We start from the raw sequence: 18,005 nt of genomic DNA, 5'->3' as shown, positions 1-18,005 counted from the left end.
CTCATCAATTGAACTCCCCAACGGGTACCTTGCCTTTATAGTGGCCATCCAAAATTGCTTTCCCAGGAGTCAAAGATGCCGACCAATGCCGGTTCCCTGTTCCAGCCCGTCGTGCTGGGTTCGCTGAGTCTTCCCAGTCGCCTGGTCATGGCGCCCATGACGCGCAACTTCTCCCCCAATGGTGTCCCCACCGAGCAGGTCGTCGAATACTACCGGCGCCGCGCTGCCGAGGGCGTTGGCCTGATCATCACCGAGGGCACCACGGTTAATCACTGTGCGGCGAATGGCTATCCGAATGTGCCCCAGTTCCATGGCGAGGATGCCCTGGCGGGCTGGCGCAAGGTGGTCGATGCTGTGCACGCCGCGGGTGGCAAATTTGCCCCGCAACTGTGGCACGTGGGCAACGTGCGCCGCCTGGGCACTGAGCCTGACGGCACCGTGCCGGGCTACGGCCCGATGGAAAAGCGCAAGGACGACAAGGTCATCGTCCACGGCATGACCAAGGACGACATCCAGGATGTGGTCAACGCCTTTGCCCAGGCGGCCAAGGACGCCAAGGCCATCGGCTGCGACGCGGTGGAGCTGCATGGCGCCCACGGTTACCTGATCGACCAGTTCTTCTGGGAAGGGACCAACCAGCGTGACGACGAGTACGGCGGCAACATGGATAATCGGGGTCGCTTCGCCGTGGAAATCATCCGCGCGGTGCGCGAAGCGGTGGGCCCGGACTTCCCGATCATCTTCCGTTTCTCCCAATGGAAGCAGCAGGACTATACCGCCCGCCTGGCGCCGACGCCGGAGCTGCTCGAGCAGTTCCTCACCCCGCTGAGCGAAGCTGGCGTGGATATCTTCCACTGTTCGCAGCGCCGTTACTGGGAGCCCGAGTTCGACGGCTCGCCACTGAACCTGGCCGGCTGGACCCGTCAGATCACCGGCAAGCCCTGCATTACCGTTGGCAGCGTCGGGTTGGACAGCGAGTTCCTGGAATACATGGTCAAGACCGACAAGGTTGCCCAGACTGCCAATATCGACGACCTGTTGCAGCGTCTGGACAACGGCGAGTTCGACCTTGTTGCGCTGGGTCGGGTGCTGATTGTCGATCCGGCCTGGCCGGCCAAGCTGCGCGAAGGACGTTTTGACGAAGTGCTGCCCTACAGCCGCGAAGCGCTCAAGCAGCTGGTGTAACACTGCAGCGGCTAGCCCCGGATGCCGGGGCTGGCCGTCATGGTCCGGGCGTTCGACAGGCTCGCGCGGTTGAGGTAGCCCTCAAAGCGTTCCACTATCATCGGCCAGCCCAGTTGGCAGGCGCGGTGCCGGGCATGCAGCCGGGCGCTACGCAACCCCTCGGTGTTGCTGACCAGCCAGCGCAGGTTATCCAGAAACGCCTCCTCATTGGCCACCGGCGCCAGGCCACCGCTGTAGCGGTCGCGGATGTGCTGGTGCGCCGCTGCCAGGTCAAATGCATTCACCGCCAGGCCCGACGCCATGGCCTCGGTCACCACATTGCCGAAGGTCTCGGTCAGGCTCGGAAAGATGAAGATATCTGCACTGGCATAGACCCGGGCCAGGTCGACGCCGGTCAGGGCGCCGGTGAAGATCGCGCCGGGCATGCTCCGTTGCAGCGAGGCGCGCAGCGGCCCATCACCCACCACCACCAGCCGCAGCCGCACAGTGCTGTTAGACATCGCCTGCAGCGCCTGCCAGCTACGCTCAAGCAGGGGCAGGTTCTTCTCGGCGGCCAGCCGGCCGACATGCAACATGACCAGGTCATCCTTGCCTGCGCCCCAGCGGGCGCGCAGCGCTGGATCGCGGCGGCTCGGATGGAAGAGATCACAATCCACGCCGCGGCCCAGTAACATCAGGTTGTTGATCCCCAGGCGCGCCAGTTCCCGTTGTTGCGTGCTGCTGGCGGTCAGGGTCAGCAGCGACTGGTTGTGAAACCAGCGCAGCCAGGCCACAGCGGGACGCTGCAGTAAGCCCAGGCCGTAATACTCGCTGTAGTGCTGGAAGCTGGTATGAAAACCACTTACCACCGGGATGCCCAGTTGCCGCGCGGCGCGCATTGCCGACCAGCCAAGCGGCCCCTCGGTGGCCAGGTACACCGCATCCGGCCGCTGGCGTTGCCAGTACGCCTTGAGCTGGCGCGTGGCTGGCCAGCCGAATTGCAACCCGGGATAGCCGGGCAGGGGAGCACCCGGCACCCGTAGCTCCTGCGCCGAACCGTCATCCGTAAACCCGGCGGTCTCGCCGGGTTGGGCGGGGCGTATCAGCTGGACACGATGGTGGTTACGCAGCAGCCCCTCATGCAGGCGGCCAAGGGTATTGGCCACGCCATTGATCTGCGGCTTCCAGGTTTCGGTAACCAGTGCGTACTGCGAATGCGCAAGCGAGAGAGTGGTCATGGCGATCAGTATGGTCGCCCTCGGTGATCACAGTGTGACGATCCGGTGACCGATTCATGTCAGCGGCCAGGGCCCTCCCGGACCCACAGCAGCGTGGAGCCGGCAACCGCCGAAGGCATCACCAGCAGATTCACCAGCGGGATCAGCATGCCGATATAGACCGGCAACCCGAAACCCAGGGACAGTGCCCGGCGCCCGCGCATCCAGCGCAGCAGGTCGCGGAAATCCACTTGGTCGTTGTCCGCCTGGTAATCGATATATTGCACCGCCATCATCCACACCCCGAAGGCCAGCAGCAGGGGCGAGGCGGCCAGGTTCACCACTGGGATCAACGTCAACAACAGCAGGCCGATCAGCCGCGGCAGGTAATAGGCGATCTTGCGAAATTCTCGGCCCAGGCTGCGGGGCACCACCATGAGAATCTCCCGCCAGCCGGTCGGCGGGCTGACCAGCCCGCGCTCCTGTTCGGCCACCTTCTCGGCGAGAAAGCCGTAGAAGGGCGAAGCGATCAGGTTGGCGAGGATGCTGAAACCGAAGAACAGCACCAGCAACACCACCAGCGCGAACAGTGGCCACAGCAACCATTCGACGAAGGCGGCCCACTCCGGCAGGTGCGGCATCAGCCGGTCCATCCAGTAATTGAATTGCCGGGCGCCCCAGCCAATCAGCGCCACGAACAACGTCAGGTTCAATATCAGGGGAATCACCAGAAAGCGCCGCAGGCCGGGCTGGCGTATGCGCTGCCAGCCTTCGCGCAGGTATTCCGGCCCGCGTAGTGGGGCAATTGCCTGAGTCATCAATAGTCCTTGGTTATCTTCAAATAGGGGCACGCTATGCGGCTGATATAGTGACAGCAGTATTCATCCTCTGCCCAGTGCCTTAACATGCAAGCCATGAAATTCAATCATGCCGCTGCGCGGTGATCTGGAGGAATCAATGTCTGAAGCACGCCACTCCCGTCTGATCATTCTGGGCTCGGGCCCGGCTGGTTACAGTGCCGCCGTCTACGCGGCGCGGGCCAACCTCAAGCCGTTGCTGATCACGGGCATGCAGATGGGTGGTCAGCTTACCACCACCACCGAGGTGGACAACTGGCCGGGCGATGTCGAAGGGCTGCAGGGCCCGGATCTGATGGAGCGCATGCGTAAGCACGCCGAGCGTTTCGAGACCGAAATCGTCTTCGACCACATCAATCAGGTCGAGCTCCAAGAGCGTCCCTTCGTGCTGACTGGGGACCAGGGCCAATACACCTGCGATGCCCTGATCATCGCCACTGGCGCCTCCGCTCGCTACCTGGGCCTGCCTTCGGAGGAAGCCTTCATGGGCAAGGGCGTCTCCGCCTGCGCTACCTGTGACGGCTTCTTCTATCGCAACCAGGACGTGGCCGTGGTCGGCGGCGGCAATACCGCCGTCGAGGAAGCACTGTATCTGGCCAACATCGCCAGGAAAGTCACCTTGGTGCATCGCCGCGATACCTTCCGCGCGGAGAAGATCCTGGTCGACAAGCTGATGGCCAAGGTCGCCGAAGGCAAGATCGAGCTCAAGCTCAACGCCAACCTCGACGAAGTGCTGGGTGATGACAGCGGCGTTACCGGCATGCGCCTGGCACACAACGATGGCCACCAGGAAGACATCGCCCTGGCCGGCGTCTTCATCGCCATCGGCCATACGCCCAACACCGGCCTGTTCGAAGGTCAGTTGAACATGAAGGACGGCTACCTGAAGATCAACAGCGGCACCGAAGGCAACGCCACCGCCACCAACATTCCCGGCGTGTTCGCTGCCGGAGATGTGGCCGACCACGTCTATCGTCAGGCGATCACGTCCGCCGGCGCGGGCTGCATGGCGGCGTTGGATGCGGAGCGGTTTCTGGATCAGCAGTAAATCACAGCCGCTGCCGTCTACAAGGGCGGTAGCGGCTGGATATCCGAGCTAGCATAGTTAGCTCATTAGCTTGGATCAGAGTGCGACCTGAGCAATGTCTAGTTCGATCAGATCCTTGATCAGCGCCTGGATGTTTACCCGAATTGCCCCCTCATTGGCCAACCGCAGCCGAGTCACACCAGCAAATGCATCGGAAAAGGCGGCGGTATATGGCAGATCAATCGTTCTTTCGAATACTGTCTTATTGGTCTGTCTGTCGAGAATCACATAATGGATTTTCGATGAGACGGTCATCGATGCGCCGAAGAGTGGCTGACGCAACCCATCAAGATGGGCTCTGAGTAGGTATTGACCCTCACTGCCGCTGGCCAGCATACCCGCCGAAGCGAGTGATGCTTCAAGCGCCTGCCGAAAGTCGCTGTTGCTGACTTGCGACGTCCACAATGGATTAGTTCCCTTCCCGCCGGTGATCTCACTCACATACAGGTTTGCCTGCAGCGCATTGGGTTCGGTTCGCTGTTCATGAAAGGTGGTTGCCTTCATGTTGCTGACCTGCGCGGGGCTCGCGCAACCAGTAATCACGACGCAGGTGGCAACGACAGAGAAAGCCAGAATTTTACGCATGAGAAAGTCCTTTTCTGAATAGTATGGATACGCCGCCCTGGCTGTACTCCGTTCAACGGCATGGCTAGATCGTATCATTGTGATGTCATATTGCAATGACAAACAGCTGGCGTCCAGGTAGTATCACGCCGCCAAAACGGCACCTCATTATTAGAAAGGATTCTTATGCGTATTATGCAAACCACTCGTGCGGCTTGTGCCTTGGCTGCTACTGTGATCTTAAGCGGTTGCGCAAGTATCATCAGCGACAGTCACTACCCTGTATCCTTTAGTTCACAGCCTGTGGGAGCAACATTTTCTGTACGCAATGAAAGCGGAGTGGTAGTACATCAAGGTGTTACCCCCGGTACTGTTACTCTCAAGGCAGGTGACGGCTATTTCAGCGGCGCAAATTATACGGTGGCCTTTTCCAAGGAGGGCTATGAGGGTCAGACCAATATCATCTCACCGAGCGTAGATGGTTGGTATGTCGCTAATATCCTGTTTGGTGGAATTATTGGTTTGTTGATCATCGACCCTGCTACCGGAGCGATGTACAAGTTGCCCGAGTCCAGTGCGGCACATATGACCCCACTTGTCGTTACTCCCGAGGCTGACGGGGAGGAAGTCGTTGAATTGGGCGAGGTGGTGTCCATCAACACCCTGACGGATGTCCAGAAGCAGCAGCTAATCAGAATCAACTGATCTATGTCGCCACGGGTGGTTTTGCGATGACCTCGATAACGGTCATCGCTCCCAAGGCGGCGTAAATTACAAATACAAAAAAACCGGCTCAGGGCCGGTTTGTCATGCTTGCCACTCTATTCTTTCACCATTCGCATCGAATGGTGCCTCGGGGGAGAATCGAACTCCCACTCTGTCACCAGAAGCGGATTTTGAATCCGCCGCGTCTACCAATTCCGCCACCGAGGCTTTTTGCAAGCCGCGCGGAGTATACGGAGCCTTGAGCGTTCAGGTCAATGCTTTGCGTGGTCGAAAAGGCAGAAGTCCGCTACTATATGCGCCCCTTTCTTACCGCTGGAAATTCCCCATGCGCGTCAGCGATTTTCAATTCGAGCTGCCTGACCGGCTGATCGCCCGGCATCCATTGGCCGAACGGCGTGCCAGCCGGCTGCTGTGCCTGGATGGGCCGAGCGGCGAGCTGGCGCACCGGCAGTTCGCCGATCTGCTGGAGTATCTGCGTCCGGGCGATCTGATGGTGTTCAACAATACCCGGGTGATTCCGGCCCGGCTGTTCGGGCGCAAGGAAACCGGCGGGCAGCTGGAGATCCTGGTGGAGCGGGTGCTGGACAACCGGCGGGTGCTGGCCCATGTGCGGTCGAGCAAGTCGCCCAAGCCGGGCAGCCGCATCCTCTTAGAAGGGGATAGCACTGCCACCATGGTCGCCCGGCACGATGCCCTGTTCGAGCTGGAATTCGATGAGCCGGTCCTGCCGCTACTGGATCGGGTCGGGCACATGCCCTTGCCGCCCTACATCGATCGGCCCGACGAAAGCGCCGACCGCGAGCGCTACCAGACGGTGTATGCCCAGCGCGCGGGTGCGGTGGCAGCGCCCACCGCTGGCCTGCACTTCGATCAAGAACTGCTGCAGGCGATTGCCGCCAAAGGCGTCGCCACCGCCCAGGTCACCCTGCACGTGGGCGCAGGTACTTTCCAGCCGGTGCGGGTCGAGCGTATCGAAGACCACCACATGCACAGCGAATGGCTGGAAGTGGGGCAGGATGTGGTCGACGCCGTTCATGCCTGCAAGGCCCGGGGCGGGCGCGTGATTGCGGTAGGCACCACCAGTGTGCGCTCGCTGGAAACCGCCGCGCGTGACGGCCAGCTCAAGGCCTTCAGCGGCGACACTGACATCTTCATCTACCCCGGGCGGCCCTTCCATGTGGTCGACGCCCTGGTGACCAACTTCCACCTGCCTGAGTCGACCTTGTTGATGCTGGTGTCGGCCTTCGCCGGTTACCCGGAAACCATGGCGGCCTACCAGGCTGCGGTGGATCACGATTATCGCTTTTTCAGTTACGGTGATGCCATGTTCATCACCCGCAATCCGGCTGCCTGCGGGCCCGAGGACGTGCAATGAGTCATATGCAGTTTGAAATTTCCGCCACCGATGGCAAGGCCCGCCGTGGCCGCCTGACCTTCCCCCGTGGCGTGGTGGAAACCCCAGCGTTTATGCCGGTGGGTACCTACGGCACCGTGAAGGGCATGCTGCCGCGCGACGTAAAGGATATCGGCGCGCAGATCATTCTCGGCAATACCTTCCACCTGTGGTTGCGCCCGGGGACCGAGGTCATCCGCAAGCACGGCGACCTGCATGACTTCATGCAGTGGCAGGGACCGATCCTGACCGATTCCGGCGGCTTCCAGGTGTTCAGCCTGGGGGCGATGCGCAAGATCAAGGAGGAGGGCGTGTATTTCTCCTCCCCGGTAGACGGCGCCAAGGTGTTCATGGGGCCGGAGGAGTCGATGCAGGTCCAGCGCGATCTGGGCTCCGATATCGTGATGATCTTCGATGAGTGCACCCCCTATCCGGCGGATCTGGATACCGCGCGCCGCTCCATGGAGCTGTCGCTGCGCTGGGCCAAGCGTTCCAAGGTTGCCCATGAGGGCAATCCTTCGGCGCTGTTCGGCATTGTGCAGGGGGGTATGCACGAGGACCTGCGCGCGCGCTCGTTGGAGGGGCTGTGCGAGATCGGCTTCGACGGTCTGGCAATCGGTGGGCTGTCGGTAGGTGAGCCCAAGGAAGACATGATCCGTATCCTCGATTACCTGCCGCCACTGATGCCGCCGGAAAAGCCCCGTTACCTGATGGGCGTGGGCAAGCCGGAGGACCTGGTGGAAGGGGTGCGTCGGGGTGTCGATATGTTCGACTGCGTGATGCCGACACGCAACGCCCGCAATGGACACCTGTTCACCGATACCGGCGTGGTGAAAATCCGCAACGCGGTGCATCGCCATGACGATTCCCCGCTGGATCCCGGCTGTGATTGCTACACCTGCCAGCATTTCACCCGCTCCTATCTGCACCATCTGGACAAGTGCGGCGAGATGCTTGGCAGCATGCTCAATACCATCCATAACCTGCGGCATTATCAGCGTGTAATGCATGGTTTGCGCGGTGCGATTCAACAAGGTACATTGACCGCCTTTGTGGATAACTTCTACGCACGTCTCGGCCAACCGGTACCTCCTCTGGAGGCCTGAATAGCGGTCAGGAAGCCCCATTATTCTTTTCTTGCGACACTATAAAACAGGAGTTCTACATGAGTTTTTTCATCTCCGAGGCCATGGCCCAAACTGCACCTGGCGCTGCTCCGGCGGGCTTTGACCCGATGAGCATGATTTTCCTGGTCGGTTTCGTGGTCATCTTCTACCTGATGATCTGGCGGCCCCAGGCCAAGCGCGCCAAGGACCACAAGAACCTGATCGGCGGCCTGAGCGTGGGTGACGAAGTGGTAACCGGCGGCGGTATCCTCGGTAAGGTGAAGAAAGTCACCGACGAGTTCATCGTGCTGGAAGTGAGCGAAGGCCAGGAACTCAAGTTCCAGAAGGGCGCTGTGGTAGCCGCACTGCCCAAAGGCACGCTGAAAGCCATCTAATTTTTCCAGACATGCATCCGGGCGCTTTCTGCGCCCGGATCGTTATCGGGCTCTCACATGCTCAATCGTTATCCCCTGTGGAAATATCTGCTGATCGTGGCGGTGCTCGCGCTCGGCCTGATTTACGCAACTCCCAATCTCTACCCCGATGATCCGGCCATCCAGATCTCCGGGGTCAGTTCTACCCAGACCATCCAGCAGGGCGACCTGCAGCGCATCGAGCAGGCCCTGAACGAGGCCGGTATCGAGACCAAGGGCATCGAGCTCGGCAGCAATGCCAGTTCCGGCCTGGTGCGTCTGGTCAATATGTCGGATCAGTTGCCGGCACAGGACATCGTTCGCCGTACCCTGGGCCATGATTTCGTCGTGGCACAGAATCTGGCAGCGACGACGCCGGACTGGCTGCTGAACATCGGCGCCGGCCCCATGAAGCTCGGTCTCGACCTGGCCGGTGGTGTGCACTTCCTGTTGGAAGTGGACATGGAAAAGGCCATTGAAGCGCGGGTCAATGTGTACGACAGCGAGCTGCGGACCCTGTTTCGCAACGAACGAGTCCGCTATCGCAGCCTGCCCGCGCAGGGCACCGTATTGCAGTTCGGCTTCACCGACGAGGATCAGCTGAGCGCTGCGCAGCGGGCGGTCGCCGGCAAGTACAACGAATTCCAGATCAGCACCACGCGCCGCGACAACATGGACGTCCTGCGTCTGGCCCTGACCGACGCCAAGCTGACGGAAATCCGCGAATACTCGGTGCGCCAGAACCTGACCACCGTCCGCAATCGGGTCAATGAGCTGGGTGTAGCCGAGCCGCTGGTGCAGCGCCAGGGTGCCAACCGCATCGTGGTTGAGCTACCGGGCGTACAGGATACGGCCGAAGCCAAGCGTATTCTCGGCAAGACCGCCAACCTCGAATTCCGCCTCGCCGCGGAGCCCAATGCGCCGCGGGCCACGGTCGAGACCTTCGAGTTTCGCGATGGCATGGGTCGCCCGCCGGCTGACATCGAGCGCAGTATCATCCTCACCGGTGACCAGGTTACCGATGCCCAGTCCAACTTCGACGAGAACGGCAACCCGCAGGTCAACATCCGCCTGGATGGGCACGGCGGCGAGCTGATGACCCGGGCCACCCGCAACAACGTGGGCCGGGGCATGGCAGTGCTGTTTATCGAGCAGCGTGAAGTGCCGCGCGTGGTCCGCCAGGAAGTCGATGGGGTGATGCAGGACGTGTCGGTGCCGACCTTTGTCGAAGACAAGTCCATCATCAGCCTGGCAACCATCCAGAGCACCCTGGGCAACCAGTTCCGTATCACGGGCCTCGGTTCGCCAGCGGAAGCCTCCGAACTGGCCCTGCTGCTGCGTGCCGGTGGCCTGGCCGCGCCCATGTACTTCGCCGAGGAACGCACCATCGGGCCGAGCCTGGGCGCCGAGAACATCGCCAACGGTATCACTGCGACCCAGATCGGCTTCCTGCTGGTCGTGCTGTTCATGATAGTGATCTATCGGGGTTTCGGCGTGCTGGCGAGTATCGCCCTGAGCTTCAACCTGGTGCTGCTGCTGGCGCTGATGTCACTGCTGGGGGCGACCCTGACCCTGCCGGGGATTGCCGGTATCGTGCTGACCCTGGGTATGGCAGTGGACGCCAACGTGCTGATCTTCTCGCGGATTCGGGAAGAGGTGGCCAATGGGGCGTCCATTCAGCGCGCTGTGCATGAGGGTTTCGACAAGGCGTTCTCGGCGATCCTCGACGGTAACCTCACCACCTTGTTGGTGGGCGTGATCCTGTTCGCCATGGGTACCGGGCCGATCAAGGGCTTTGCGGTCACTCTCTCGCTGGGTATTGTCACCTCCATGTTCAGCGCCATCATGGTCACCCGTGCACTGGTCAACCTGAGCATCGGCGGGCGCGACCTCAAGAAGTCCTGGAAGCTATGGCTGTGAGGAACAGATCATGATCAATATCAAAACCATCAATTTCATGCGGTTGCGCAAGCCGTTCTATGTGCTTGCACTGATTGTGATGATCGGTTCCATCGCTTCGCTGGCGGTCAAGCAGCTGAACTTCGGCCTGGATTTCACCGGCGGTGCGCTGGTGGAGCTGAACTACAGCGAGCCTGCTGATCTGGATGCGGTGCGCGCCACGCTGCGGGCTGGCGGCTGGGACGATGCCATCGTGCAGAACTTCGGCGCCAGCACCGATGTGATCATCCGGTTGTCCAGCGATGATCCAGAGCTGGGTAGTGAAATTGCCCGGGTGGTGACACAGCAGGGCGGAGCCGATGTTGTGGTCAAGCGCGTCGAGTTTATCGGTCCGCAGGTGGGCGAGGAGCTGCGTGATCAGGGCGGCTTGGGCATGTTGCTGGCGATTGCCGGCATCCTGGTCTACGTCGGCCTGCGCTTCCAGCTCAAGTTTGCCGTGGCCGCGGTGGCTGCCCTGCTGCATGACGTGATCTTCGTGCTGGGCTTCTTCTCCCTGCTCGGTTTGACCTTCGATCTCACCGTACTGGCGGCGGTACTGGCAGTCATCGGTTATTCGTTGAACGACACCATCGTGGTCTTCGACCGGGTGCGTGAGAATCTGCGATTGATGCGTAACTCCGATGTGGAGCACGTGATCAACGTATCCACCACCCAGACCCTCGCGCGGACCTTGGCTACCTCGATCAGTACGCTGCTGGTACTGGTGTCGCTCTATTGGTTCGGTGGCGAGAGCATGCGCGGCTTTGCCCTGGCATTGATCGTCGGCATCGGGGTGGGTACCTACTCCTCCATCTACGTGTCCAACGGTCTGCTGATCAACCTCCGGCTGACCCGCGAAGACCTGATCCCGACGCAACTGGAAGAGGTGGACGACCGGCCCTGAGGGCTGGTCAGCTTCCTGCGCCAAGCAGTAAGCGGCAGCAAAAGAAAACCCCGGGCAGCCTTGCTGTACCGGGGTTTTTCTTTGGGTTTGCTTCAAGCTTCAAGCTTCAAGCTTCAAGCTTTCAGCTGCCCTTACCGCTTCATCGAGGCCGGCAGGTGCGGCTGGATGGCGGTCAGCACGGCCTTGAAACACTTCGGGTTGCCCGCCACGATATGGCCCTTGTCCAGGAAGTGGTTGTCGCCGGTGAAGTCGCTCACCAGGCCACCCGCTTCCTGGATCAGCAGACTGCCTGCGGCCATGTCCCATTCCGCCAGGCCGAATTCCCAGAAGGCGTCATAGCGGCCGGCGGCCACATAGGCCAGGTCCAGGCTGGCGGCGCCGCAGCGGCGGATGCCGGCGGTCTGGCCAACCAGGCTGCGGAACATGCCCAGGTAGTTATCCAGCGATTCGGTCTGGTCTTCACGGAATGGGAAGCCGGTGCCGAGCAGGGCGCCTTCCAGGCTCTTGCGCGCGCTGACGCGCAGGCGCTTGCCATTCAATGCAGCACCGCGGCCACGGCTGGCGGTAAATTCTTCCTGACGTACCGGATCCAGTACCACCGCGTGTTCGATGCGGCCCTTGATGCGGCAGGCGATGCTTACGGCGAAGTGCGGCACGCCACGCAGGAAGTTGGTGGTGCCGTCCAGCGGGTCGATGATCCAGACGATGTCGGCACCTTCGCCGTGGCCGGGCTGGAAGCCAGACTCCTCGGCATGGATGCCGTGATCGGGGTAGGTCCTGCGGAGTTGCTGGATGATGGCCTGTTCCGCAGCCCGGTCCACTTCGCTGACGTAATCGTTAGCTTCTTTCTCGCTGACGGTCAGGACATCCAGCCGTTCCATGGAGCGATAGATCAATTCTCCGGCGCTGCGCGCGGCGCGCAGGGCGATGTTCAACATGGGCTGCATACGGGGGTATCTCTAGAATGGAAGTACGAAAAGCCGGAAATTATAGCAGAGTTGGCGCAAGACATGAAAAAAACCATCGTAGTCAGTGGGGGGTGGATTTTAGTAAGATGTAGGGCTCTTCCGCCCGTAGTGCAATCCTGGAGTGTCCGTGTTCGACAACATTCGCGTGGTCCTGGTCAATACCAGTCATCCCGGCAACATCGGCGGCGCAGCGCGGGCCATGAAAAACATGGGGCTGAGTCAGCTGGTCTTGGTCGACCCCCAGCGTTTCCCCGACCCGGAAGCCAACGCCCGAGCCTCGGGCGCCGATGATGTGCTGGCCAAGGCGCGGGTCGTGGCGACCCTCGAGGAAGCGGTCGCCGATTGCGTACTGGTGCTGGGCACCAGCGCCCGGGACCGACGCATCCCCTGGCCGGTGGTCGATCCCCGGGAAGCGGCGGACAAGGTGCTCGACCAGTTGGAGGGCCCCGCCGCTGGCCCGGTGGCGCTGGTATTCGGCCGGGAGGATTCGGGCCTGACCAGTGACGAGTTGCAGCGCTGCGAGTTCCATGTGCATATCCCCTCGGACCCGGATTTCAGCTCGCTGAACCTGGCCACCGCGGTGCAGGTGCTGGCCTACGAATTGCGCATGCAGAGCCTGCAGCGCCAGGGCCAGCCGACCAAGATGCGCAAGCTGGAAACCACTGCGCTGGATAACGAGATTCCCGCTACCGCCGAGCAGATGGAACAGTTCTATGCCCATCTGCAGCAGGTGTTGATCGAGATCGGCTTCCTTGACCCCGAGCACCCCCGCAAGCTGATGCCCCGTTTGCGCCGGCTGTTTGGACGGGCCCACCCCAATCTGGTCGAGATGAACATACTGCGCGGCATACTGACCGAAACCCAGAAGACCATCGGCGTCCAGGCGTCCGGTGCGCGGAGGCGTTGAGCATGTTCGACAGGATGAAGGAAGATATCGCCAGCGTATTTCACCGGGACCCGGCGGCGCGCAACAAGCTCGAAGTGGTGCTCTGCTATCCCGGTCTGCATGCGATCTGGTTCCACCGCCTGGCCCACTGCCTGTGGGTGCGGGATGCGCGCCTGCTCGCGCGGATGGTATCCAACCTGGGGCGCTGGCTGACCGGTATCGAGATTCACCCGGGCGCCCGGGTCGGCCGGCGCTTCTTCATCGACCACGGTATGGGCGTGGTCATCGGCGAGACCGCTGAAATCGGCGATGACGTGACCCTGTACCAGGGGGTGACCCTGGGCGGCACCAGCTGGAACAAGGGCAAGCGCCACCCCACGCTGGAAGATGGCGTGGTGGTCGGGGCCGGGGCCAAGGTGCTCGGTCCCTTTACCGTGGGCAAGGGGGCCAAGATCGGTTCCAATGCGGTGGTGACCAAGGCCGTGCCGGCGGGAGCGACCGCGGTGGGTATTCCGGGGCGCATCATCGTCAAGGACGAGGCGGCCAGTGAACAGGAGGTCAAGCGCCAGGCGATGGCCGAGAAGATCGGCTTCGATGCCTACGGCGTCACCCGCGACACGCCTGACCCGGTGGCCCGCGCCATCGGGCTCATGCTCGACCACATGCACGCGGTGGACGGCCGTATCGAGGGAATGTGCCAGGCCCTGAACGAGCTGGGCAGCGACTATTGCGCCCGCGACCTGCCGAAGCTGGATACCGAGGATTTTGAAGCGCTCATGGACGACGCCGACATCGAGCCGCCATCGTCCCAGGCCGACTCGCCCGCATCGCGCTGACACCTTAACCGGAACCAACCCTAGCCATGAAATTACCGATCTATCTGGATTACGCCGCCACCACACCCGTCGACCCGCAGGTGGCGGAGAAGATGTGTGCGTGCCTGACCATGGACGGCAATTTTGCCAACCCGGCCTCGCGCTCCCACCTGTATGGTTGGCAAGCGGAGGAAGCGGTCGAGCTGGCCCGGCGCCAGGTCGCCGACCTGGTGGGTGCCGACCCGCGCGAGATTGTCTGGACCTCCGGGGCGACCGAGTCGGACAACCTGGCGATCAAGGGCGTCGCCCATGCCTTCGCCGACCGCGGCCGCCACCTCATTACCTCGCAGATCGAGCACAAGGCGGTGCTGGACAGCTGTCGCCAGCTGGAGCGCGAGGGCTTCGAAGTCACCTATCTCAAGCCGGACGCGGCGGGCCTGATCAGTGTCGAGCAGTTGCAGGCAGCACTGCGGGAAGACACTATCCTGGTGTCGCTGATGCACGTGAATAACGAGATCGGCGTCATCAATGATATTGCCGCTCTCGGCGCCCTGGTGCGCGAGCGGGGCATCCTGTTCCATGTCGATGCGGCGCAGTCTACCGGCAAATTGCCGATCAACCTCAAGCAGTTGCCGGTCGACCTGATGTCCTTCAGTGCCCACAAGAGCTACGGGCCCAAGGGCGTTGGCGCGCTCTATGTACGGCGCTCGCCGGATGTGCGCATCGAGGCGTTGATCCATGGGGGTGGTCATGAGCGGGGCATGCGCTCGGGTACCCTGGCGACTCATCAGTTGGTCGGCATGGGCGAGGCCTTTGCCCTGGCCGGCAGCCAGATGCAGGCCGAGACCCAGCGGATCAGCGCGCTGCGTGATCGGCTGCTGGCAGGTCTGGCAGGACTCGAAGGCGTCTCGTTCAACGGTTCGACCGAGCACCGCGTGCCGCATAACCTGAACCTGGCGTTTGCCGGCGTGGATGGCGAGTTGCTGCTGCTGGCCCTGCGCGACCTGGCTCTGTCCACGGGGTCGGCCTGTACCTCGGCCTCGGTAGAGCCCTCCTATGTGCTGCGCGCCATTGGCTTGCCGGACAACCTGGCCCACAGCTCCATCCGCCTGTCACTGGGGCGTTTCAGCACCGAAGAGGACGTGCAGCATGCCGCCGAGGTGCTGTGCAAGGCGGTGGAGCGCCTACGCCAGAGCAACTGACGAAGCGGTTAATACGGCGTTGCAACTCGATTGCCACGCCTGTTACGTATTTGCAGTCAACCTGCGTATAATCTGCGGGTTGACAACCCTGCTATTTATCACCAAATCCCTTTTCTGGAGAGTTACATGGCCGTAGAACGTACCCTGTCCATCATCAAGCCCGACGCCGTTGCCAAGAACGTGATTGGTCAGATCCTGAGCCGCTTCGAGCAGGCCGGTCTGAGCATTGTTGCGGCCAAGATGGTGCAATTGTCCCAGGCAGACGCCGAAGGTTTCTACGCCGAGCACAAAGAGCGTCCCTTCTTCAAGGATCTGGTCAGCTTCATGACCTCCGGCCCGGTTGTCGTCCAGGTGCTGGAAGGCGAAGGCGCAGTACTGAAGAACCGTGACCTGATGGGCGCGACCAACCCCAAGGAAGCCGCTGCCGGTACCATCCGTGCCGACTTCGCCGAGTCCATCGATGCCAACGCCGTTCACGGTTCGGACTCCACTACCTCCGCTGCCCGCGAAATCGGCTACTTCTTCGCCGAAACCGAGCTGTGCCAGCGCACCCGCTGAGCCCTGCCCAAGACACCAACTGAGTGATGGATTGCAATGACTGAGACCACCGGCAAGATCAACCTGCTGGGCCTGACACAGCCGAAACTGGAAGCTTTTTTCGAAGAGCTCGGGGAGAAGCGCTTTCGTGCCGGGCAGGTCATGAAGTGGATCCATCACTTCGGTGTCGACAATTTCGATGACATGACCAATGTCGGCAAGGCCCTGCGCGACAAGCTCAAGGCCCGCGCCGAGATTCGCGGCCCGGAAGTGGTCAGCGAAGATATTTCCAAGGATGGCACGCGCAAGTGGGTGGTGCGCGTGGCATCTGGCAGCTGCGTCGAAACCGTGTACATCCCGCAGAATGGCCGCGGCACCCTGTGTGTCTCATCCCAGGCGGGATGTGCGCTGGACTGCAGCTTCTGCTCCACCGGCAAGCAGGGCTTCAACAGCGACCTGACGGCCGCCGAGATCATCGGCCAGGTGTGGATCGCCAACAAGTCCTTCGGTACCGTGCCGGCCAAGGTCGACCGGGCCATCACCAACGTGGTGATGATGGGCATGGGTGAGCCGCTGCTCAACTTCGACAACGTTATCGACGCCATGACGCTGATGATGGACGACCTGGGCTATGGTATTTCCAAGCGCAAGGTGACCCTGTCCACCTCGGGTGTGGTGCCGATGATCGAGAAGCTGGGGCAGGTGACCGACGTGGCCCTGGCCCTGTCGCTGCACGCGCCCAATGATGAGCTGCGTAGCCAGCTGGTGCCGCTGAACAAGAAGTACCCCCTGTCGGTATTGTTGCCGGCTTGCAACAAGTACATTGCCGGGCTGGGTGAAAAGCGCTACCTGACCATCGAGTACACCCTGCTCAAGGACGTCAACGATCAGCCGGAACACGCCCGGCAACTGATCGAGCTGCTGCGGGAAACCCCGTGCAAGATCAACCTGATTCCCTTCAACCCTTTCCCCTATTCCGGTTACGAACGGCCGAGCAACAATGCCATCCGCCGCTTCCAGGATATGCTGCACAACGCCGGCTACAACGTCACGGTGCGCACCACCCGGGGGGAGGATATCGATGCAGCCTGCGGACAGCTGGTCGGCCAGGTCATGGACAAGACCCGGCGCAGTGAACGCTACATTGCGGTACGCCAGCTTGCCGAAGGGCCAGCTGAGGTTACGCCGTCGACAAATCGCCGATAACATCCAGCCGAGGAACGATTGTGATGAGCAAGCATATTGTCGTGATCTGGTTACTGAGCCTGGCGCTCAGTGGCTGTGTGACCACCAGTGATCAGCCGACTCGCAAGACCGATCCCGCCGAAGCGCGGGACGCTTATATCCAGCTGGGCCTGGGCTATCTGCAGAAGGGCGAGACCGAGCGGGCCAAGGCACCGCTGAGCGAGGCGCTGAAGCTCGATCCCCGTTCCGAGTCGGCCAACGTCGCCCTGGCGCTGGTCTTCCAGCAGGAAGGCGAGGCCCCATTGGCGGACAAGCATTTTCGCGCAGCCCTGGCCTCGGCCCCGGATAACGCCCGGATCCTGAACAACTACGGCGCCTTCCTGCTGCAGGAAGGGCGCCATGACGAGGCGCTCAAGCATTTTCAGCGGGCCGTCACCGATACCCTCTACGTCGAGCGCTCCCGGGTATTCGAGAACCTCGGGCTGACCTACAAGCAACTCGGCCAGACCGAGGAAGCCAAGGCGAGCTTCGAGCGCGCGCTGCGGCTGAACAGTCGCCAACCGCTGGCACTGCTGGAGTTGGCCCGTATCGAGTTTGCCGAGCAGAACTACGTGCCGGCATGGAACTACTACCTGAGCTTCAGCCAGATGTCGGCGCAGAACGCGCCGAGCCTGTGGTTGGGGGTTCAACTGGCGCGGCGCTTCAATGATCACAATCGCGCCGCCAGTTATGCACTGCAGCTGCGCCGGCTGTATCCGGCCAGCCCGGAAGCCCGCGCCCTGCTTGAGTCGGAGCAGTCCTGATGGCGGATGAAGTGGGAACAACAACCGGCGCTGAACAGGCCGGACGAGTCAACCCCGGCGAGGTGCTGCGCGCCGAGCGGGAGCGTGTCGGCTTTACCGCGGACGAGGTGGCAACCCACCTGCGTCTGACCCGGGCCACGCTGGGCTACCTGGAGGCCGGCCGCTTCGAGCGGCTGCCGGGCGATACCTTCGCCCGCGGTTACGTACGCGCCTACGCCCGGTTGCTCAAACTTGACCCGG

18 protein-coding genes, 1 tRNA gene and 1 pseudogene are annotated in these 18,005 nt (G+C 61.8%); 15 read left to right on the top strand and 5 right to left on the bottom strand.

Going from position 1 to position 18,005, the window contains the following annotated elements:
- Window positions 1–75: 75 nt before the first annotated feature.
- Complete coding sequence (locus VG99_RS05000) at window positions 76–1,185, top strand: NADH:flavin oxidoreductase (protein ID WP_044498604.1); 1,110 nt, start codon at window positions 76–78, stop codon at window positions 1,183–1,185.
- Between the two features lie 11 nt (window positions 1,186–1,196).
- Here VG99_RS05000 and VG99_RS04995 read toward each other — a convergent pair whose 3' ends face one another.
- Complete coding sequence (locus VG99_RS04995) at window positions 1,197–2,402, bottom strand: glycosyltransferase family 4 protein (RefSeq protein ID WP_044498603.1); 1,206 nt, start codon at window positions 2,400–2,402, stop codon at window positions 1,197–1,199.
- A gap of 59 nt (window positions 2,403–2,461) precedes the next feature.
- The gene (gene cysZ / locus VG99_RS04990; protein ID WP_044498602.1) at window positions 2,462–3,199 is read right to left on the bottom strand and encodes a sulfate transporter CysZ; all 738 of its coding nucleotides are present in this window, start codon (window positions 3,197–3,199) and stop codon (window positions 2,462–2,464) included.
- A gap of 139 nt (window positions 3,200–3,338) precedes the next feature.
- On the opposite strand from cysZ, the gene trxB reads away from it, so the two are divergent.
- On the top strand, window positions 3,339–4,286 hold the full coding sequence (gene trxB, locus VG99_RS04985; protein WP_044501450.1) for a thioredoxin-disulfide reductase: 948 nt from the start codon (window positions 3,339–3,341) through the stop codon (window positions 4,284–4,286).
- Window positions 4,287–4,361: 75 nt separating this feature from the next.
- Here the strand turns inward: trxB and VG99_RS04980 are convergent, their stop codons facing one another.
- Window positions 4,362–4,910, bottom strand: coding sequence for a hypothetical protein (locus tag VG99_RS04980; protein WP_044498601.1), 549 nt, complete (start codon window positions 4,908–4,910; stop codon window positions 4,362–4,364).
- Window positions 4,911–5,075: 165 nt separating this feature from the next.
- Between VG99_RS04980 and VG99_RS04975 the strand changes: the two genes are divergently transcribed.
- Window positions 5,076–5,594: a hypothetical protein gene (locus VG99_RS04975; protein WP_052508702.1), complete on the top strand. Its 519-nt coding sequence runs from the start codon at window positions 5,076–5,078 to the stop codon at window positions 5,592–5,594.
- 141 nt (window positions 5,595–5,735) lie between these two features.
- Here the strand turns inward: VG99_RS04975 and VG99_RS04970 are convergent.
- Window positions 5,736–5,822, bottom strand: a tRNA-Leu gene (locus tag VG99_RS04970).
- A 118-nt stretch (window positions 5,823–5,940) separates the two neighbouring features.
- On the opposite strand from VG99_RS04970, the gene queA reads away from it, so the two are divergent.
- The 5 genes from queA to secF are packed head-to-tail and all read left to right on the top strand — an operon-like array spanning window position 5,941 to window position 11,369.
- Window positions 5,941–6,990: a tRNA preQ1(34) S-adenosylmethionine ribosyltransferase-isomerase QueA gene (queA, locus tag VG99_RS04965; protein WP_044498600.1), complete on the top strand. Its 1,050-nt coding sequence runs from the start codon at window positions 5,941–5,943 to the stop codon at window positions 6,988–6,990.
- 5 nt (window positions 6,991–6,995) lie between these two features.
- A complete protein-coding gene (tgt, locus tag VG99_RS04960) occupies window positions 6,996–8,114 on the top strand; it encodes a tRNA guanosine(34) transglycosylase Tgt (RefSeq protein ID WP_044498599.1) in 1,119 nt (372 codons plus the stop codon).
- A gap of 59 nt (window positions 8,115–8,173) precedes the next feature.
- The gene (yajC, locus tag VG99_RS04955) at window positions 8,174–8,509 is read left to right on the top strand and encodes a preprotein translocase subunit YajC (RefSeq protein WP_044498598.1); all 336 of its coding nucleotides are present in this window, start codon (window positions 8,174–8,176) and stop codon (window positions 8,507–8,509) included.
- A gap of 57 nt (window positions 8,510–8,566) precedes the next feature.
- Window positions 8,567–10,447: a protein translocase subunit SecD gene (secD, locus tag VG99_RS04950; RefSeq protein WP_044498597.1), complete on the top strand. Its 1,881-nt coding sequence runs from the start codon at window positions 8,567–8,569 to the stop codon at window positions 10,445–10,447.
- 10 nt (window positions 10,448–10,457) lie between these two features.
- A complete protein-coding gene (gene secF / locus VG99_RS04945) occupies window positions 10,458–11,369 on the top strand; it encodes a protein translocase subunit SecF (protein ID WP_044498596.1) in 912 nt (303 codons plus the stop codon).
- A gap of 131 nt (window positions 11,370–11,500) precedes the next feature.
- On the opposite strand, the gene suhB is transcribed toward secF, so the two are convergent.
- Window positions 11,501–12,316, bottom strand: coding sequence for a type III secretion system regulator SuhB (gene suhB / locus VG99_RS04940; RefSeq protein WP_044498595.1), 816 nt, complete (start codon window positions 12,314–12,316; stop codon window positions 11,501–11,503).
- A gap of 148 nt (window positions 12,317–12,464) precedes the next feature.
- Between suhB and trmJ the strand changes: the two genes are divergently transcribed.
- From trmJ to VG99_RS16435, 7 genes and pseudogenes are all read left to right on the top strand, one after another.
- Entirely contained in the window at window positions 12,465–13,244 is a 780-nt protein-coding gene (gene trmJ / locus VG99_RS04935; RefSeq protein WP_044498594.1) for a tRNA (cytosine(32)/uridine(32)-2'-O)-methyltransferase TrmJ, read from the top strand.
- Between the two features lie 2 nt (window positions 13,245–13,246).
- The gene (gene cysE, locus VG99_RS04930; RefSeq protein ID WP_044498593.1) at window positions 13,247–14,059 is read left to right on the top strand and encodes a serine O-acetyltransferase; all 813 of its coding nucleotides are present in this window, start codon (window positions 13,247–13,249) and stop codon (window positions 14,057–14,059) included.
- A 26-nt stretch (window positions 14,060–14,085) separates the two neighbouring features.
- Complete coding sequence (locus VG99_RS04925; protein ID WP_044498592.1) at window positions 14,086–15,240, top strand: IscS subfamily cysteine desulfurase; 1,155 nt, start codon at window positions 14,086–14,088, stop codon at window positions 15,238–15,240.
- Window positions 15,241–15,366: 126 nt separating this feature from the next.
- Window positions 15,367–15,798, top strand: coding sequence for a nucleoside-diphosphate kinase (gene ndk, locus VG99_RS04920; protein WP_036989372.1), 432 nt, complete (start codon window positions 15,367–15,369; stop codon window positions 15,796–15,798).
- Between the two features lie 36 nt (window positions 15,799–15,834).
- Complete coding sequence (rlmN, locus tag VG99_RS04915) at window positions 15,835–16,983, top strand: dual-specificity RNA methyltransferase RlmN (protein WP_044498591.1); 1,149 nt, start codon at window positions 15,835–15,837, stop codon at window positions 16,981–16,983.
- Between the two features lie 23 nt (window positions 16,984–17,006).
- Window positions 17,007–17,765, top strand: a complete 759-nt coding sequence (gene pilW / locus VG99_RS04910) for a type IV pilus biogenesis/stability protein PilW (RefSeq protein WP_044498590.1) — start codon at window positions 17,007–17,009, stop codon at window positions 17,763–17,765.
- Window positions 17,765–17,998: pseudogene (locus VG99_RS16435) on the top strand (helix-turn-helix domain-containing protein); the annotation flags it as partial. The gene pilW and the pseudogene VG99_RS16435, both read left to right, overlap by 1 nt.
- Between the last annotated feature and the right edge of the window lie 7 nt (window positions 17,999–18,005).

The sequence above is a fragment of the Pseudomonas saudimassiliensis genome (genome assembly GCF_000939975.1).
Taxonomy (GTDB): domain Bacteria; phylum Pseudomonadota; class Gammaproteobacteria; order Pseudomonadales; family Pseudomonadaceae; genus Halopseudomonas; species Halopseudomonas saudimassiliensis.
The sequence above is the reverse complement of the archived record's forward strand: the minus strand, read 5'-3'. Positions and strand labels throughout refer to the sequence as shown.